The organism is Microvirga sp. BSC39 (assembly GCF_000739015.1).
Taxonomy (GTDB): Bacteria; Pseudomonadota; Alphaproteobacteria; order Rhizobiales; family Beijerinckiaceae; genus Microvirga.
In genome coordinates, this window is record NZ_JPUG01000001.1 from 1 (window position 1) to 14,699 (window position 14,699).

Here is a 14,699-nt window from a genome sequence, read left to right on the forward strand (position 1 = left end):
AACTAGATCCTCTACGCAGTGATTATGACCCTTTGGCGAGTGGCTCGGGCGAGGCGGTTTTGGGATAGGCGCGGCCCATTTTGACCCGGGCGTTTTCGGTGGTGAACATCCACCTGACCCGGACCCCGGCGGCGTTGCGCTCGCGCTCCCAGGCAGCGATTTCCCGCTCGAGCCCCTCGCGCGTGGCGATCCGCCGGTCCAGGCACTGGCCCTTGAGCACCCCGATCTCGATTTCGACCATGTTCAACCAACTCGCGTGCTTGGGAGTAAAGTGGTACTCCAGCCGCCCCAGGAGGCGATGCGCTTCCGCGGCCGGGAAAGCCTCGTAGAGCGCGCCGGGCGTGTGCGTCGACAAGTTGTCCATCACGACCCGGATCCGCTCGGCCTGCGGAAAGTCGACATCCACAAGCTCGCGCATGCACCGGGCGAAGTCGCATGCCGTGCGCTGCTCACTAACCTTGACCCGGCGCCAGGGCCGGTGCGCATCCACCATCACGAACAGGTTCACCGTGCCACAGCGGCGGTACTCGTAGTCGATGCACTCAATCTGCCCCGGTGCGGCCGGGAGCGGCGGGCGCGTCTCACCAATGAGTTGGACGGGGCTTTCATCGAAGCACACCACCGGGTGCTGCGGATCGGACGGCGCGGCGTAGAGATCAAGCACATCCTCCATGCGGGCGACGTATTCGCCATCAATCTTTGGCACGCACCACATCTTCTGCTGCCACGGCTTGAGGGCATTTTCAGCCAGACGCCGGCGCACTGTCTCGCGCGACAGGCTGTTGTGTTGGGTGAGCCGTACGATCTCGCCGGCCAGGAGCTCCAGCGTCCAGCGGGCCCGGCCCGCCGGCGGCTTTGCGCAGGCGGTGGCCACCAGCAGCGCCTCCTCCGGGCCTGAGAGCTTGCGGGCGGCGCCGGGACGGGGTTCCTCGCTGAGGGCCCGCTCCAGGTTGCCCTCCACGAAGCGGCGCTTGGTCCGGTACACGGTCGAGCCGCCCACCGCGATGCTCTCGGCAATCGTCTCGTCTGACACCCCGGCATCGGCCGCCAACAGGATCTGCGCTCGCTTGAGCTTTCGGGCCGCCTGCTTGCCGCCGCTGAGCATCGTCTGAAGCTGGGTGCGCTCGGCCTCGCTCAGCTCAATCCGGTAGCATATGTTCATCTCGGCCTCCCGCGTGAGAGGCCCAGCTGAATCAGCCGATGAATCGAGCGTGTGGCGGATGTCCGAGAAAAGCTTCACCGACCGGCAGGGCCAGTACCTGGCCTTCATCGATGCCTACACGCGCGTCCATGGCCGCCCCCCGGCTGAGACCGACATGCAGCGCCATTTCCAGGTCACGCCGCCGTCCGTGCACCAGATGATCCTAACCTTGGAACGGGCCGGCTTGATCCGCCGTCAGCCCGGAGTGGCGCGAAGCATCGAGGTGTTGGTCGCCCCTGAAGGCCTGCCCCTCCTCCGCCATCCCCAACCCGTCAAATCCTCTGGGCCGAGGATCTAGATGGAAGCAGCGTCTGCGAGCGGAGGCCGCTTACCGTCCTCTTGTGACACGCTGGCTGATCCAGTCCTGGGCCATGTCCAGGTTGGAGAAGGCGGGGTGGTTGATCCCATCGATCTGGCCAAAGCCTGCCTCCAGGTACCATTGCCCCGGCGCCACCTCGTTCTCGTCCGAGAGGCGCACCAGAACCGCCACCAGCCGCTGCTTCTCGTCGAGGACCATCATGCCCTCTTCATCGAAGCCTGTCGCCACGCGGATGGGCTGAAGGGTGAAGGTCATGCGGCAGCCTGATCGCTCTCCAGGTGCAGGTAGGTCGGGTCGAACTCGCCTACTTCCTTCAACCTGTCCCAATCGGGAATGTTCAGCCGGTCGCCGCTCAGCTCAATGAGACCGTCAGCCCGCATGGCCTGGATAACCCGGTTGACGTGAACCGTCGTGACACCGAGCGCGTCGGCGAACTCGCCCTGCGTGATCGGCAGGTCACAGGCATGATCCTCCACGAGGCCAACGGCCCTCAGGCGCGTCAGCAACTCGCACAGCACATGGGCCATGCGCGTGTAGGCCTCGCGGCGTCCAACATTGAGCACCCACTCGCGGAAGATGGCGGCATCGATCAGGGTCTCGCGCCAGAAAGCGGCTGTGATGCGGGGATAGCGGTCGCAGATGGCGCGCAGGTCCTCATGGGTAATGAACCCAACGCTGCAGGGACTGATGGTCGCGATGCTGTTGTCGATGACCTTCAGGTGCAGGCTCTGGAGGTCGGGGACATCGCCCGGCAGGTTGAAGGACACGATCTGGCGCTTGCCTTGCACTGTCACCTTGTAGGTGCAGGCGAAGCCGCTCAGGATCAGGCAGGACCGGGAGGGAGCGTCACCCTCGCGCACGATGTCCTGGTCGGCCTTGATGGCGACAACCTGCATCGGCAGCCCTTGGAGGGCGTGTCGCTCTTCATCCGAGAGCGTGAATATGCTCTCCAGCTTGCGGATGAGGGGATTGTATTTGGGGTGAAAGGCTGTGGCCAAGATCATGTTCCCTGCCTTGCAGGCGGGAGCATGTAAATCTCTCAGCTATCAGCGCCTGAGATCGGTTGCTGACAGTCAAACAACACTGTCACAAAAATGAGTGCCTGTCTTATACCTATGTTGGTTTTGAGATTAACTTTATCGAGAAAAGCTGACATGACCGTAATTCTCAGATGACCTATATGCCGCGGCCTAACCAAGCCGAGGTAAAGGGCCAAGCCACACATGGTTGAAGGACCGTTCGGGGCAAGGGTGCTATAAAGACTGTCTTGTTCCCCCCTTTGGGTGTCTGACCATTTCGCAACTGACCTTCCGCCCCGACTTGAAGGCGAAGGTATGACCCTCGACATCTTATTTCAGCCCATGCGCGTGCTCATCGGCGGCCATGACACGGATGACAGGCTTGCCCTTGCGGACAATCAGCTTGCCGCCGTGTTCGTCCGCCTCGACGGAACGCACCATGATCCTCAGCACAAGGGCTGGTGGCACCTGGAGGCGGGGTTCGGCAAATGCGGCGTGCGGGTTGCTCCACACGTGTTCAAGACGCCCGAGGGAGCCGGAGCCTGGGTTGAGTCGACCCTGACGCGCAAGGACTTTAAGGGCGCAAAAACCACGTCTGTAACAGGCTTGAGGATCAACCGCATTGTTGTCACTGCTCACGCGAATATGAGGGCCTGTTGAACCTTGGAGCCGGCTGCACGAGCCGGGAAACCGGCCTGACCGTATAGTCCTCTCGGGTGTTGAGGATGGCCATGGCCGGAGCCACCGTGTCGTCAACGCGCCGTGCAAAACCGCAGATCGGTAGCCTCAACATCGCAGCTCTCCTGTCAGGAAAAGGAAAAAGGGTCATTCGCCCGTGACGAACAGCACCTTGCCCGTTGCATCCGTGATCACAAGGTTTCGGCCCTTCTGGAACTGCTTGCTGAAAACCTCAGACCAAAGCGCCAGGGTCAGCTCCGCATCTTCTGAACTTGCAATCTCAGGCAGCTCCAACCCGGTTGCGTCCCAGATCAAACGGTCTTGGATGCTTGTGTGGAAGAAGTAGCGCGGCATGGTGCAACCCTTGTCATGCCCTACGCAATCTCTGGACGCCTCAGAAGCTTCGCCACCACATACGTTAAAGCTGGCCTACAAATGAGCGATTAGTCCGAAAGACCCGTTGCCATGTTTAACTTAAGCAAAGACAGCCGCATAATCTAAGTGGAAACCGCCGCAGTCGGCTCCTCAGGGAAGCCCAAACAGAGCGTATTCATGATGTCTCTGAGGCCTTAGGACTACGGCATGATCAATAAGCCCGGACCAAGGAAACTCTGGAATACGGGATAGCTCGCGCTTTCCGGTGCGCGGCTTGGCATCCTCGGGTCCATGGGCATTGGAGCGCAGGACTCAGTCACGCACAGTCGGCAGGCTAACTCCGCCAATCTAGGCCGCTTGGGTGCGCAAGCCGCCCTCGTAGATCACCGCCAGGGCCAGCAAGCGGCGGGTTTGCGAGGCATCCTTGCTCCGGCGGGCAAGCTGGCGCAGACGAACGGCATCGAAATCGGACCGAAGGGCGACGGGAATGGACATGGCAAACCTCCTCGCTTGCCATGTTGAATCACATCTCAGGCGCTTTGAGACTGCGACGACTCGCTCTCACCAGGACGTGACATGATACCTTTTCATAGCGAAAATTCATCTACGGCGCAGGCACGTTTGGTGTGTGCAGAGGCCGACTGCGAAGGCGCCTACAGCATTGTGCTTCTACTGCGTTCTGACCCACTCCTCTGCGCCAGCACGATGCTGCGGTTAGATGCAGTATGTTCACGCAGAGGCACGGATGACGGCGAGGCAAATTGTCGGCAGAAAAATTCGAGCTAATTTGCTCATTTGTTCCAATAAAAATCTTTCCCAATCTCCACGAGTAAGAATAATCACATAATTTAAATAATCATATATTTGCGCCTCGCATGCGCGTATACTTAAGTGAATTTAGGAGGCGGTGATGATTCAGAGAATGTGGTCCTACGTTTCTTTTGAAAGCCAAGCTCTCTTTGTTGCGGCTCTCGCTCTCCTGTTCTGCGGAGCCGTGATCTTGGGGATGATGTAATGCTTTCCCAAGCGCTTATTGCATTCCTCCTGATAGGTGGAATTCTCGCCATCTTCATGCTGACAATCCGCTACTCCTGATCGAAGCGTCGATCTGAACGTGGGACGGCGCAGCTTGCCTGCTGGAGGTGAGACACAGTACTAGCCGGGGATCCTGGCAACCTAAAGGGTTTAATGGTACCGCGCGTCTGGGCCGGCTCATAAAGGGCGGTGTTCGATTATGAACAAACGCACCTCCGTCATTCAACGCCGTCTCGCAGCGATCTTCTATGCTGACGTGGCAGGCTATGTGCGCCTTATGAATGCCGATGAGGTTGGAACCCTCTGCCTGCTCGACTCTCATCGGGCGATCATGGATCGCCAAATCGTCCACCACAGAGGGCGTACCGCCAACACTGCAGGCGACAGCATCCTGGCCGAGTTCCCAAGCGTCATTGAGGCGGTGCAATGCGCGCTCGGCATTCAGGAAAGGATTGCCGCGACGAGTGAGGAAACGCCTGAGGAGCGCCGGGTTACCTTCCGGATTGGGGTTCATGTCGGAGAAGTCATGGTTCGAGACGGCGACATGTTCGGGGATGGGGTGAACATTGCGGCTCGAATGGAGAAGCTGGCACGACCCGGGTTCGTATGCCTGTCAGAGGCCGCTCATGCGTACGTGGTCAGGGTATTGCCGCTAACATTTGACGACCTTGGAGCACAAGCCGTTAGAAGTCTCGACACCCCCGTGCGGGCCTATCTCGTCCACAGCCCCGATCATCCGCCGTTCCGGGTCTTGCCCCCAGTGCATCGTCGCAGCGAGTTCAACCTGGGGCGGCGCTTTCACGCGATCCTGAACCGTGCCCTGCTGGAGGTCACGAAGCCGGAGGGCTTGACGCTGGTCGAGCCTGCGATTTTCGCCTCCCTTTACGACGCTCCCAACATCGACGAGCGGCGATTGTCCGAGCGGATTGGCGTTGATCTCGCGAGCACCCAGCGGATGGTGCGGCACCTTGAGTTTCGCGGCTTCGTCAGCCGGACACGGGGCAAACGCGGCAGCGAGATACGACTGCTCAGCCTCACACCGGCGGGGCTCGATCTGTTCGAGCGACTTCACCCGGCCATCCTTGCGGTGCGGGACCAGGTCATGGCATCGCTTTCGGAACGCGAGCGGGAGACCTTGCAGGACCTCCTGGCTCGCGTGATCAACGCCAACGAACTCAAGGCGAGCCGTCGCTTCAGCTGACCCATGCTCAAGCAGGCGGCAGGAGTGCATCAGTCTGATTGCTATGAGCGCTCCCTCTTGTGTGTTGTGGGGGCACGAGCGTTCGGGGAGGTATCTCATGGCCTACGTGATGTTTCAGTATGACCGTCCAACCGACACGCATCGCTGGAACGACTACAACCAACAGGTTCGGGATTGGATCGCGCAGCTTCTGCAAATTCCGGGTGCGGTATCGTTTGTGGCGTATCGCACGTCTGATGGAGCCAGCCCGGATACGATCACGATGCTGGAGTTCCGGACTGTGGAGGACACGCGCAAGGCGCAAGCATCCGATCAGTTGCGGAAGGTTCTGGATGGGTTGCAATCAGTCGGCGTGACTGCCCAGGTTCTCCTGGTGGAGCGTTCACCATTTACACCTGAGCCAATACCAGCGTGACGGCGCGCATCTCGGCACTTCGCATCTCGTGGTAACGTGGGTCTCAGATCATTTGCGGTCGCGCGTTTGGTCCGGCAAGGGAATGTCGCCGTCGCCATAGCCGCGCCGGCCATCGAGCTTGACCTTCGGAGGTAGCTCTGGGCGATCTTCCAGCATCCTTACGGCTTTCCAGACTGAGTTCACAAGCTTTTGGGTAGCACTAAGAGGACTCTTGCTCATGGTTGGCTCCCTTGCCGAGCCGAAGCCGTGCTGGGGTCGAGTACCTCCGCGAACGCCACCGTCCGTACCGGCTGATTGGCCCGGTTGGTAATCTCAATGTGCCAGCCCCGCCGGTCCTCGCCCTTCTGATCACCTTCTGCGATCATGTCGCGGGCCAGCGCGATGGCAACCTTACACGCGGTCTGAAGGTCCGGGTACCTGTTGCCTTCGGGGTCGTCCATGAGGCTGCTCTCCGTCCAGATGTCGAAATAATAGAGAGCTGTTTCCGTCTCAGATTGCGATGGAGGTGGCTCACTGAAGTGGTGGCCTGCGCAGGGCGCACCACCCTCATCATCCCACCTTGTGAGATCCTGGTGCTGGCTTGCCTGTTTCGGACCAGAGTGATTCTGGCGGGCGCGATGGTCTGGTGATGCTAAGGCTGTTGCGGTCCGCATCACATGATTGTTCAAGCGCCTCTTCCTGCTCCCATTCCCTGCCTGCAACTGGGACTCCCAGACAACCTGGTCATAGGTCTGACCATCGGTCCGGATCTGATACTGAGGCTCCCGATTGCCGGCGGGAAGCAGGGAAACAATCTCGTATCCGCTGAGCCAGATCTTATTGAGCGAATAGTCTGCGGCATAGCTGACATGCTGTCCGACGGCATAGCGATGCGTTCTCATGACAGGATCCTTTCCTACCTATCATATAGTTCAATGAACTACAGCATACTCCCTCATGTAAAACTTAGATACACAAACCCGATCTATTTGGATTTATTTATAACAGCGGCTGTAAACAGCCTCCTTCAGCCCCATATGAAATCAAGATGGACTTTCAACCTCAGGCTTTCGCTATCGGCCAAGGTTGAGATCTGAGGACGATTGCGGAGGTTCTCAATGTGTTTGAACAGCCGCTTCATGTTTGATCTTCAGCACTATCAAGCCGGCGACGGTCCCGGACTGGCGCTTCACGCACTGCCGATGGCGCAGTCCAGGTGGGATTGGCTCACCATGGTGGAGATGATGGAGATCCGAACCACGTCGGAGCTTATCAAAAAGGTCGAGGAGAGCTACAGCCTCTCCCACGAGCAGGCGACCAGAGATGTTGAGTTCTGGGCTTTATCGCATCCGGATTGGGCGACCGTGCCTCGCAGTCTGAACTGACAATCAGTGGAGATCATCTGATGGCAACCGAGTTTTACGTCGTTCGGCATCATGGCGCCTGGCGCATCCGGGTGAACGGCAAACACCACGGGGAATATGGATCCCGTGTTTCGGCCATCAACGCTGCGGTCACAGAGGCTCAGTCTGCCGGCCCAGGAACTAAGGTCTTCAGCACAGGCATTGTCAGCCAATTCAGTGACGAGTGGCCGTCGAAAGTCGGCACCAACTCGCTCTTACCATGACCACCACAGCTTGATCTTACGGGAGACGCAAATGAGTGAGCGGATCGGCCGCCTGTGTGACGAGTTGCGGATTAAGCTGCACGGCATGGATCGCCGGCTTGAGGCGCTCAAAGCGAATGGCGCGGCGACCTTCGACCAGTCTCAGGACGCCCTTGAAAGCCAACTCGACCGGGTCGAGCAGCGCATCTACGACAACCGAGTCACCGTTGAAGCCGCCAATATCAGGATCAAGACATGGCATCAAGACATGGCTCGCGGAAAAAAGATTGGCTCTGCGACAGGCCGAGACCTTTGGACAGAACGCCATCAAGCTCATCTGCTGGAAGCCCGTGCCGATGATGCTGAGGAGTACGCCGTTGCGGTCTTTGAGCTTGCGGCCGCAGCCGCCGATGAGGCCGCTCTGGCGGTCTTGCAGGCGATCCTTGCGCGAAACGATGCTGATGCGGCAGCTCTGCCAGAAGTAGAATTACAAAATCCATGAGCTCCCAGCTCCTGGAATGCTCCGGCTGTCTGGTTGGCATCCCGAGCCTCTACGTCGCTAGTAGAGCTCAGGCGGAAGATCAAGTCATCACCAACGGGCACGCGGCCTATTGGTCTCTCTAGCAAGGTAATGTGCCAGCAGTGTTTATCATCGAGTTCTTTCGGATCCGGGAAAAGGACCAGGCCCACGCTACTCTCGGCCGGGTTGAACATGACACCTCCAATCTGGATGACGCAAAAGTAAGAGCCCTGTCTCTCTTTGAGACCTTAAACATGCCGCAAAAGCCGGATGCCCTGCGGGTCGTTGATGAAAATGGTGAAGAGGTGTTCGCCTGGAGCCCGGAGGGTCACAGGACCTGAGCCTGCAACAGCCGCCCTCCGGGTATGTCGTTCACCTCACTAGAGCCCAACGGGAGAATGGCGATGAGTAACGTCCATTACATGATCGTGGAGCACGAGGGCGGATGGGCCTACAAAGTAGGCGACGTGTTCTCGGAACGCTACGCCACCCATGATGAAGCACGTGGGGCTGCGGAGCGGGCTGCCGCTGGACAGATGCTTCCTGGCGCGACTGAGGATATCGAGTTCCAGGACGAAGCTGGCGTTTGGCACGAAGAAGTCTCCCTGGGCAAAGACCGGCCAGATACAGACGTTACCGGCTGAGAACTGTCCACTCGTCCCAGCTTGGCGGCGGACAGGATCCATACCGACGAGACAGCCACAGGCCAGGTCCTTGAAGGGCTCGCCACGGGAGACTTTGTACGGTTCCGAACAAAACGCAATCTGGGCCGTTGCCTCCTGTCGCCGGTATGAAGCCATTCGAGCGCCGGCGACTGAAAGATTCTTCTGCTCCCGCCTGTAAGAGGAACACCCCAGAATGCCAAACCACTACAATGAGCGATGGGAAGGTCCTATCAGAGGTCTTCGCTTGCCTCTTGCGGCCTGGAATAGCCTGCATGATGAAGGCATCACAACTATCGATCAGCTCAGGGCCGTGGCGGACCGGCTCGAACGGATGGTTGGCATCGGGTCTAAGACGGCCCAGGTGATCCGAGCAGAACTCACCCGCGTCTCGGCACCCGAAGGGTAGCTACTGGGCTGACCAGGGATCACTGCTGCGAAGTTCTAAGAAGCTCGCCTGCGGCCAGAGAGTGCACAATATCCAGAGCAAGAAAAAAGCGCCCTCTTGATGAGGGCGCTTTAAGTTTTCGGATCCGTAGGGGCAAATAAAACAAATCCGGTGAAGACGACTTGCTCACACACGGCAGCGCCTGTCATTGCTTTATATTGGTTCTCATGGCGCTATTCTGACGCAGCCTGATCCAGGATTAAGTATTCTCACTTATTGCATACCCATTCGGAGCTAGGTATACGGCCCCTTCCCGTAGGGGCAACTACGGTTCAAAGGGTCGCGAACACGGTCACAAGATCGGGCGCGGCCCTTTTTTCGTGAACGCCTTGGCTCCGCCCCATGCATGCGTGAAACGCCATGAGAACTATACGTAAGCCCTTTATGGAACTGGATTGCATCCAGGGCTTGCAAGCGTCCGCTGACCAATGAAACCGAGCAAGCTATGCTGACGTTGGCACCTGCGGAGATCATGCATGACGGTAACAGGGACGGTCGCCTGGCTCGACCTGACCAAGCAATTCGGCTTTGTGGCGCTGAGCAACGGCTATGGAGATGCCTTCCTGCATATGTCGGTACTCAAGGAGGCGGGTTACGTCTGGCTGCCGCGGGGAACCAAGGTGCGGGTCCGGATCGAGCAGGAACGTGGCAAGCAGCGGGTTGCCGAGGTTCTGGAGATTGACACCAGCACCGCTCGGCCCGGGGAGAACGAGCCGATCCAGCGCAAGCCCAAAACTTGAATTCAATTCTAATTAAACTGCACACGATTTCGCGGTGAATATTATAAATTTCAATAAACTACTGAGAGGAGGTGCGGTGTTATGCCCTGTATTCTAACATTGATTTATTGATTATTTTAGACTATATATCAGACATTGCTGGCATGGTTGACCCAGGCGTCGGTGACTGAGAGTTCGATATGCTCCCGCCTGTAGGCAAAGGAGCACCCCATGCCTCACTATTTCTTCCATGTAATCGATGGCCGCAGCATCATCGACCATGAGGGGTCGGAGCTTGCCGGCCTCAAGGAAGCCCGCGTCGAAGCCATTCAACTCGCTGGCGCCATCCTGCGCGATGAAGGCGACACGTTCTGGAGCGGTGAAGAGTGGCATATGAACGTCACCGATGCCGCTGGACAGTCTGTGCTCAAGCTCCGCTTCTCAGCCCAAGATCAAGGCACCACGCCTGAGGAGGACCTGGACATCAAGGTCCCGGTTTAATCCGTTCTCAACAAGCGACATCGTTTGAGAGCTCTCGGAGCTACAAGCCTCCACAAGGGAGGAGTCAGGCAAGTGCGGACGTGACGAAAATCCTCGTTGTCGAAGATGACCCATTTATCCGTGAGATGGCTATGACGGGACTGGAAGATGCCGGGTACGAAGCCATTGAAGCAGCCAACGGCGGAGAAGCTCTTAGGCTCCTGCACGCTGGCATCGCCGTTGATGCCCTCTTGACCGACATTCGGATGCCGGAGGCCAATGGCTGGGAAGTGGCCAGGGCCTACCGCGAGCGCTTCCCCGATCTGCCTGTCCTGTATGTGACAGGCTATGCAGAGCAAATGCAGCCTGTGCCTGGCGGGATCATCATCTCGAAGCCCTACAGGATGTCCCAGGTGGTTAGCGCCTTGGGAACATGAGCAGCAGCGAAACTCGCGCGTTGTAGCAGTTGCGCGCCGAGAAAGTCGAGATCTAGGCTGCCCCTACTTGCCCTATGGAGAATGGCCATGACTTTGCGCACTACATCCAGGACGATCACCTTTGCGCGGCCCTTCTTGCTGGATGGACTGGATGAAACCCAGCCAGCCGGGAGCTACACGATCCAGACGGACGAGGAGCCCATCGAGGGCTTATCCTTCTTGGCCTACCGCCGTGTCGCCACCGTGATCTTTCTCCCCTTATCCCGTCGTGGGACAGGGTCCTTCCAAGCAATCCCTGTCACGCCGGAAGCTCTCGAGGCCGCACTGGCACGGGATGCTTCGAGATCCCATGATGCTTGATCGGACGCCCACCCTTCTAGACTGATTTTCCCAAGAAGCAGACGTTTGATAAAGGGCACTCGTCCCGCGCTGCGGAGTGCTGCCGGATATCGTCAGACAGGCGCAATGCTTTCTACCTGCATCGTGTTACGCTTACGCGCAAATTCTCTAAGATTGAAAGCGAGCCCACTCTAAGGAGAGGCCTTTCGGCAGGAAGAAAGTGGCTGGGGTCGTGGGCTCTCGCTGCTATACTTGCGGGTCTGGATGTTCTCTGGAGCACTCCTCAATGTACAAGCCTTGTAGTGAATCCGGCGGCTCAGACAACTCTACCCACGACACTGGGATGGGAGGTAAGCTTGGATGTCATCGTGACACCGATAGCTGATGGCAAAGCGTGGAACCTGACCGACCTACTCGGCCGTCCGATGGGTCAGATCAAGGAAGTCTCTGCCAAGCAGTTCACAATCCACCCAGAAGGCCATGCGCTGGAAACCATGGCCAGCATCGAGCATGGGCCCTTCGCATCCCTTGATGCTGCTTTGGCGGCGATCGAGAGACACACCCGAGGCGTCTGCCGGCGCAATCCGGGTGAGGATCAACCATGATCAAACGTAAACCACATTTCACTCTGCTCCGTAGCTGAGGTGAGATCATCCGGCTTCGCATTGAATGCGCGATGACGTACGAACTAGGGCAACCAACGCCCATGCTCGCGATCCTAGAATATGCACGCGTCGAGAGTGCTCACCTTTAAGCGACCAGGCGCCCGCATCATGCCCGCCAATCCATGGATTGAGATAATCTCACTCACGCACTGACGAACGACGCAGCAAGCACACGACAAAGAAGCCGAAGAGAGATAAATTGAAGAGTGCTGTCGCGAAAGCGCCAAGCTTCGCAATCCAGGTCAAAGGCAGCACATCTGCAAGACCATCCGTCAGCGGGCGATAGTGTCCTCACGCATCACCTGCTGAAGAGATCCTATTCAACGCGTAGAACTGTCGGAATCATGAGCAAGAAGTTGCGTGATATGCGGAGTAGCCACAACGGTGGCGCAGAGGAATGTTGCGGACCAATCCGCCCAACATGAACCTATGCGAGCCTTGGTCTCACATTTTGCCCGGTCCATCCGATCCGGAACCGCTCCTCGCTGAGGCAGCATTCGCGCTGACGCCTCTGCTGGTGTCGCTACTGCTTGCCTCACCTCTCAGCTCACGCTCGGCCTGGTGCCAAAACTCCTCCTCATGCCCTACAGACCGGCCGTGTTGCTCCCAAAGCTCGAAAGCGCGCTGTCTTACCCGATCTTGCATCTCATTGGCATGCTGTTCCATATCATTGCCCTTCTTTCGTTTACATCGCGAGAAGAATACGACCCGCACGATGGCTTATTGAGGGCAGACAGCACAAAATAAAAATAAACAGAAAGTACTTTAAGATAACATCTTCATCGGAAACATGTATGATGTATAGATAATGCTCCTTAAATAATAATAACATCTTGAGCAATTTCTTGCGTTGGCACAGAATCTATCGTGGAACGCCTATATAATTGGCACTGGCATCGCGACCCGGCTTGCTACGCCAGACCGTGTGGCTGACGGCAGAAGGCAGTTTTCAGCTGGCAACGTACCCCTTCCTACAGATCGGACCAATGATGAAACCGGCACGAATTCTCCTTGCAGTTACTCTCTTCAGCATGCTCGGGGTCACGCAGGCGATGGCCGACTGCCAGATCGCAGACGCCAAACTCGAAGAAGCCATTCTGCAAAAGCCCGAGCTTCGCGGGAAGGCCAATCGCCAGACGGTTCGCGACCTGCGCAACTTGCGTGACGCGGCGATCACCCTCTGGTCTTACGGACGTCATGACGATTGCGAGCGCCTCCTGGGAAACATTCGCGAACTCCTCTCCGGCCCTCCAATGAACTCCTTAGGCGGCAACGACGAGGAGGATGCGGAGGCGCAGATGAGCGCGCGAGAACCAAAGGTCCAACGCGGCGCTGTCCAAGGGCGTCGTGCTGACAAGGATGCCAAGCCGCTGATCCACATTGAAGAGCTTGCCCCAGGCCTGAGGGCGGACCAGATCATCGGCGCTGAGGTGCGTAGTGCCGACGACAAGATCGTAGGCGAAGTCCGGAACATCGTGTTCGGCACCAAAGACCGCCGAGATTACGCGATTGTGGCCTCAGGCGGGTTCTTCACCCCTGGCAAGGACAGCATCGTCGTGCCGATCCGCTCCCTCAAGGTCTCACAGGAGCGGGACAGCTTCTTCCTTCCCATGCCTCAGGCGGAGGTAAGGACGGTGCCGCACATGCCCGACCAGGATTACAAGTGGCTGTCGAATGAGGCATGGCGCACCCGGAACGATGCACTCTTTGCGGGCCGCCCATAGCAAAGGCACAGGCTAGCGCCCACGGTTCGGTGTGGCGAGCGAGTGCTCGTGGCCCTCTTAGAGGCTGACTGAAAAAGGTTGAGTGGCTTCAAGCCCTTGTGATTCCGTCGGATTTGCGAAGATTCGATGGAGTTCACGATGGTTTGGACTGAGGCCACTCGCCGACACTATCGGCGAGACGGACTGCGTTATGCAAGCAATCTCACCGATGCCGAATGGGCGCTGATCAAGCCCTTCATGCCCGCCGCCCGGCGGATCGGCCGTCCCCGCACCACATGTCTGCGGGCGGTGGTTGAGGCGATCCTGTATCTGGCCGCGACCGGTTGCCAATGGCGCCAGTTGCCCAAGGAGTTTCCGCCATACTCCACTGTGCAGAGCTATTTCTATGCCTGGTCACGGGATGGCACGTTCGAGCGGATCAACCATGCCCTTGTGGCCGCCTCGCGCGAGAGGGTCGGCCGGGAGGCGAGCCCATCCGCGGGCGTGATCGACAGTCAGTCGGTGAAGACAACGGAAAGCGGTGGACCGCGCGGCTTTGATGCCGGCAAGAAGATCAAGGGCCGCAAGCGCCACATCATCACCGACACGCAAGGCCATCTGGTCGGGCTGCGCGCTCATCCCGCCGACATCCAGGACCGCGACGGGGCGATGGAGGTGCTGACATCCATCCGCGTCCTCTATCCCTGGCTGCGCCATGTCTTTGCCGATGGTGGCTATGCGGGAGACAAGCTGCGCGACGCCGTCGCCGCTCTTGGGCACTGGACCATCGAGATCATCAAGCGCTCCGACGCGGGCAAAGGCTTTGCGGTCCTCAAGCGCCGCTGGGTTGTGGAGCGAACCTTCGGTTGGCTTGGACGCTGCCGCCGCCTGGCCAAGG

General features: G+C 58.4%; 24 protein-coding genes and 1 pseudogene. 17 read left to right on the top strand and 8 right to left on the bottom strand.

The features are described 5' to 3' along the window. Positions 1–22: 22 nt before the first annotated feature. A complete protein-coding gene (locus MA07_RS00005) occupies positions 23–1,162 on the bottom strand; it encodes an IS630 family transposase (RefSeq protein ID WP_036345333.1) in 1,140 nt (379 codons plus the stop codon). A gap of 58 nt (positions 1,163–1,220) precedes the next feature. On the opposite strand from MA07_RS00005, the gene MA07_RS00010 reads away from it, so the two are divergent. Then, a complete protein-coding gene (locus MA07_RS00010; RefSeq protein WP_036345335.1) occupies positions 1,221–1,499 on the top strand; it encodes a helix-turn-helix domain-containing protein in 279 nt (92 codons plus the stop codon). A 30-nt stretch (positions 1,500–1,529) separates the two neighbouring features. On the opposite strand, the gene MA07_RS00015 is transcribed toward MA07_RS00010, so the two are convergent. Next, positions 1,530–1,775: a hypothetical protein gene (locus tag MA07_RS00015; protein WP_036345337.1), complete on the bottom strand. Its 246-nt coding sequence runs from the start codon at positions 1,773–1,775 to the stop codon at positions 1,530–1,532. Further along, positions 1,772–2,518 (bottom strand): Crp/Fnr family transcriptional regulator, encoded by a 747-nt coding sequence (locus MA07_RS00020; protein WP_036345373.1) that lies wholly within the window; start codon positions 2,516–2,518, stop codon positions 1,772–1,774. The genes MA07_RS00015 and MA07_RS00020 overlap by 4 nt, the downstream gene beginning before the upstream one ends. Positions 2,519–2,854: 336 nt before the next feature. Here MA07_RS00020 and MA07_RS00025 point away from each other — a divergent pair, with 336 nt between their 5' ends. Next, positions 2,855–3,199, top strand: a complete 345-nt coding sequence (locus MA07_RS00025) for a hypothetical protein (RefSeq protein WP_036345340.1) — start codon at positions 2,855–2,857, stop codon at positions 3,197–3,199. Between the two features lie 165 nt (positions 3,200–3,364). On the opposite strand, the gene MA07_RS00030 is transcribed toward MA07_RS00025, so the two are convergent. Both MA07_RS00030 and MA07_RS28280 read right to left on the bottom strand, forming a co-directional pair. After that, positions 3,365–3,571 (bottom strand): hypothetical protein, encoded by a 207-nt coding sequence (locus MA07_RS00030; protein ID WP_036345343.1) that lies wholly within the window; start codon positions 3,569–3,571, stop codon positions 3,365–3,367. Positions 3,572–3,907: 336 nt separating this feature from the next. Beyond that, positions 3,908–4,087: pseudogene (locus MA07_RS28280) on the bottom strand (IS630 family transposase); the annotation flags it as partial. A 739-nt stretch (positions 4,088–4,826) separates the two neighbouring features. Between MA07_RS28280 and MA07_RS29880 the strand changes: the two are divergent. Continuing rightward, positions 4,827–5,828, top strand: coding sequence for an adenylate/guanylate cyclase domain-containing protein (locus MA07_RS29880; RefSeq protein ID WP_052002612.1), 1,002 nt, complete (start codon positions 4,827–4,829; stop codon positions 5,826–5,828). A gap of 97 nt (positions 5,829–5,925) precedes the next feature. Continuing rightward, positions 5,926–6,243 carry a DUF1330 domain-containing protein gene (locus MA07_RS00045; RefSeq protein WP_036345347.1) on the top strand — a complete coding sequence of 106 codons (318 nt, stop codon included), beginning with the start codon at positions 5,926–5,928 and terminating at the stop codon, positions 6,241–6,243. A gap of 48 nt (positions 6,244–6,291) precedes the next feature. Here the strand turns inward: MA07_RS00045 and MA07_RS29885 are convergent, their stop codons facing one another. Both MA07_RS29885 and MA07_RS29325 read right to left on the bottom strand, forming a co-directional pair. Then, positions 6,292–6,462, bottom strand: coding sequence for a hypothetical protein (locus MA07_RS29885; RefSeq protein WP_160195346.1), 171 nt, complete (start codon positions 6,460–6,462; stop codon positions 6,292–6,294). Next, positions 6,459–6,683 (bottom strand): hypothetical protein, encoded by a 225-nt coding sequence (locus tag MA07_RS29325; protein ID WP_152568658.1) that lies wholly within the window; start codon positions 6,681–6,683, stop codon positions 6,459–6,461. Before MA07_RS29325 ends, MA07_RS29885 begins: the two co-directional genes overlap by 4 nt. A gap of 216 nt (positions 6,684–6,899) precedes the next feature. Between MA07_RS29325 and MA07_RS29330 the strand changes: the two genes are divergently transcribed. The 11 genes from MA07_RS29330 to MA07_RS28290 all read left to right on the top strand — a co-directional run bounded on the left by MA07_RS29330 (position 6,900) and on the right by MA07_RS28290 (position 12,038). Further along, positions 6,900–7,319, top strand: coding sequence for a hypothetical protein (locus MA07_RS29330; RefSeq protein WP_152568659.1), 420 nt, complete (start codon positions 6,900–6,902; stop codon positions 7,317–7,319). Positions 7,320–7,361: 42 nt separating this feature from the next. Then, positions 7,362–7,607 carry a hypothetical protein gene (locus tag MA07_RS00055; protein WP_036345353.1) on the top strand — a complete coding sequence of 82 codons (246 nt, stop codon included), beginning with the start codon at positions 7,362–7,364 and terminating at the stop codon, positions 7,605–7,607. Positions 7,608–7,627: 20 nt separating this feature from the next. Next, a complete protein-coding gene (locus MA07_RS00060; RefSeq protein ID WP_036345355.1) occupies positions 7,628–7,849 on the top strand; it encodes a hypothetical protein in 222 nt (73 codons plus the stop codon). A 31-nt stretch (positions 7,850–7,880) separates the two neighbouring features. Beyond that, entirely contained in the window at positions 7,881–8,330 is a 450-nt protein-coding gene (locus tag MA07_RS00065) for a hypothetical protein (RefSeq protein WP_036345357.1), read from the top strand. 140 nt (positions 8,331–8,470) lie between these two features. Beyond that, the gene (locus tag MA07_RS00070) at positions 8,471–8,689 is read left to right on the top strand and encodes a hypothetical protein (RefSeq protein WP_036345359.1); all 219 of its coding nucleotides are present in this window, start codon (positions 8,471–8,473) and stop codon (positions 8,687–8,689) included. A 63-nt stretch (positions 8,690–8,752) separates the two neighbouring features. Beyond that, positions 8,753–8,992: a hypothetical protein gene (locus MA07_RS00075; RefSeq protein WP_036345361.1), complete on the top strand. Its 240-nt coding sequence runs from the start codon at positions 8,753–8,755 to the stop codon at positions 8,990–8,992. 942 nt (positions 8,993–9,934) lie between these two features. Further along, positions 9,935–10,198, top strand: coding sequence for a cold shock domain-containing protein (locus tag MA07_RS00085; protein WP_052002613.1), 264 nt, complete (start codon positions 9,935–9,937; stop codon positions 10,196–10,198). Between the two features lie 210 nt (positions 10,199–10,408). Next, positions 10,409–10,678, top strand: coding sequence for a hypothetical protein (locus MA07_RS00090; RefSeq protein ID WP_052002614.1), 270 nt, complete (start codon positions 10,409–10,411; stop codon positions 10,676–10,678). An 80-nt stretch (positions 10,679–10,758) separates the two neighbouring features. Beyond that, positions 10,759–11,094, top strand: a complete 336-nt coding sequence (locus MA07_RS00095; protein ID WP_036345365.1) for a response regulator — start codon at positions 10,759–10,761, stop codon at positions 11,092–11,094. A gap of 87 nt (positions 11,095–11,181) precedes the next feature. Further along, a complete protein-coding gene (locus MA07_RS00100) occupies positions 11,182–11,454 on the top strand; it encodes a hypothetical protein (RefSeq protein WP_036345367.1) in 273 nt (90 codons plus the stop codon). A gap of 335 nt (positions 11,455–11,789) precedes the next feature. Beyond that, complete coding sequence (locus MA07_RS28290; RefSeq protein WP_081928671.1) at positions 11,790–12,038, top strand: hypothetical protein; 249 nt, start codon at positions 11,790–11,792, stop codon at positions 12,036–12,038. Between the two features lie 504 nt (positions 12,039–12,542). On the opposite strand, the gene MA07_RS31100 is transcribed toward MA07_RS28290, so the two are convergent. Continuing rightward, positions 12,543–12,764, bottom strand: coding sequence for a DUF2934 domain-containing protein (locus MA07_RS31100; protein WP_036345371.1), 222 nt, complete (start codon positions 12,762–12,764; stop codon positions 12,543–12,545). 323 nt (positions 12,765–13,087) lie between these two features. Here MA07_RS31100 and MA07_RS00115 point away from each other — a divergent pair, with 323 nt between their 5' ends. Both MA07_RS00115 and MA07_RS00120 read left to right on the top strand, forming a co-directional pair. Continuing rightward, entirely contained in the window at positions 13,088–13,822 is a 735-nt protein-coding gene (locus MA07_RS00115) for a PRC-barrel domain-containing protein (protein ID WP_052002616.1), read from the top strand. A gap of 138 nt (positions 13,823–13,960) precedes the next feature. Continuing rightward, on the top strand, positions 13,961–14,699 hold a 739-nt coding region (locus MA07_RS00120; RefSeq protein ID WP_036345385.1), incomplete at its 3' end, for an IS5 family transposase.

Bases quoted from the DNA above. Each gene is read 5' to 3' on its own strand.
- MA07_RS00030 (WP_036345343.1), bottom strand. From the start codon at position 3,571: ATGCCGCGCTACTTCTTCCACACAAGCATCCAAGACCGTTTGATCTGG.
- MA07_RS00045 (WP_036345347.1), top strand. From the start codon at position 5,926: ATGGCCTACGTGATGTTTCAGTATGACCGTCCAACCGACACGCATCGC.
- MA07_RS29325 (WP_152568658.1), bottom strand. From the start codon at position 6,683: ATGGACGACCCCGAAGGCAACAGGTACCCGGACCTTCAGACCGCGTGT.
- MA07_RS00090 (WP_052002614.1), top strand. From the start codon at position 10,409: ATGCCTCACTATTTCTTCCATGTAATCGATGGCCGCAGCATCATCGAC.
- MA07_RS31100 (WP_036345371.1), bottom strand. From the start codon at position 12,764: ATGGAACAGCATGCCAATGAGATGCAAGATCGGGTAAGACAGCGCGCT.
- MA07_RS00075 (WP_036345361.1), top strand. From the start codon at position 8,753: ATGAGTAACGTCCATTACATGATCGTGGAGCACGAGGGCGGATGGGCC.
- MA07_RS00025 (WP_036345340.1), top strand. From the start codon at position 2,855: ATGACCCTCGACATCTTATTTCAGCCCATGCGCGTGCTCATCGGCGGC.
- MA07_RS00100 (WP_036345367.1), top strand. From the start codon at position 11,182: ATGACTTTGCGCACTACATCCAGGACGATCACCTTTGCGCGGCCCTTC.
- MA07_RS00010 (WP_036345335.1), top strand. From the start codon at position 1,221: ATGTCCGAGAAAAGCTTCACCGACCGGCAGGGCCAGTACCTGGCCTTC.
- MA07_RS00005 (WP_036345333.1), bottom strand. From the start codon at position 1,162: ATGAACATATGCTACCGGATTGAGCTGAGCGAGGCCGAGCGCACCCAG.
- MA07_RS29885 (WP_160195346.1), bottom strand. From the start codon at position 6,462: ATGAGCAAGAGTCCTCTTAGTGCTACCCAAAAGCTTGTGAACTCAGTC.
- MA07_RS00055 (WP_036345353.1), top strand. From the start codon at position 7,362: ATGTTTGATCTTCAGCACTATCAAGCCGGCGACGGTCCCGGACTGGCG.
- MA07_RS29880 (WP_052002612.1), top strand. From the start codon at position 4,827: ATGAACAAACGCACCTCCGTCATTCAACGCCGTCTCGCAGCGATCTTC.
- MA07_RS00085 (WP_052002613.1), top strand. From the start codon at position 9,935: ATGACGGTAACAGGGACGGTCGCCTGGCTCGACCTGACCAAGCAATTC.
- MA07_RS00015 (WP_036345337.1), bottom strand. From the start codon at position 1,775: ATGACCTTCACCCTTCAGCCCATCCGCGTGGCGACAGGCTTCGATGAA.
- MA07_RS29330 (WP_152568659.1), top strand. From the start codon at position 6,900: ATGATTGTTCAAGCGCCTCTTCCTGCTCCCATTCCCTGCCTGCAACTG.
- MA07_RS00065 (WP_036345357.1), top strand. From the start codon at position 7,881: ATGAGTGAGCGGATCGGCCGCCTGTGTGACGAGTTGCGGATTAAGCTG.
- MA07_RS00060 (WP_036345355.1), top strand. From the start codon at position 7,628: ATGGCAACCGAGTTTTACGTCGTTCGGCATCATGGCGCCTGGCGCATC.
- MA07_RS00115 (WP_052002616.1), top strand. From the start codon at position 13,088: ATGAAACCGGCACGAATTCTCCTTGCAGTTACTCTCTTCAGCATGCTC.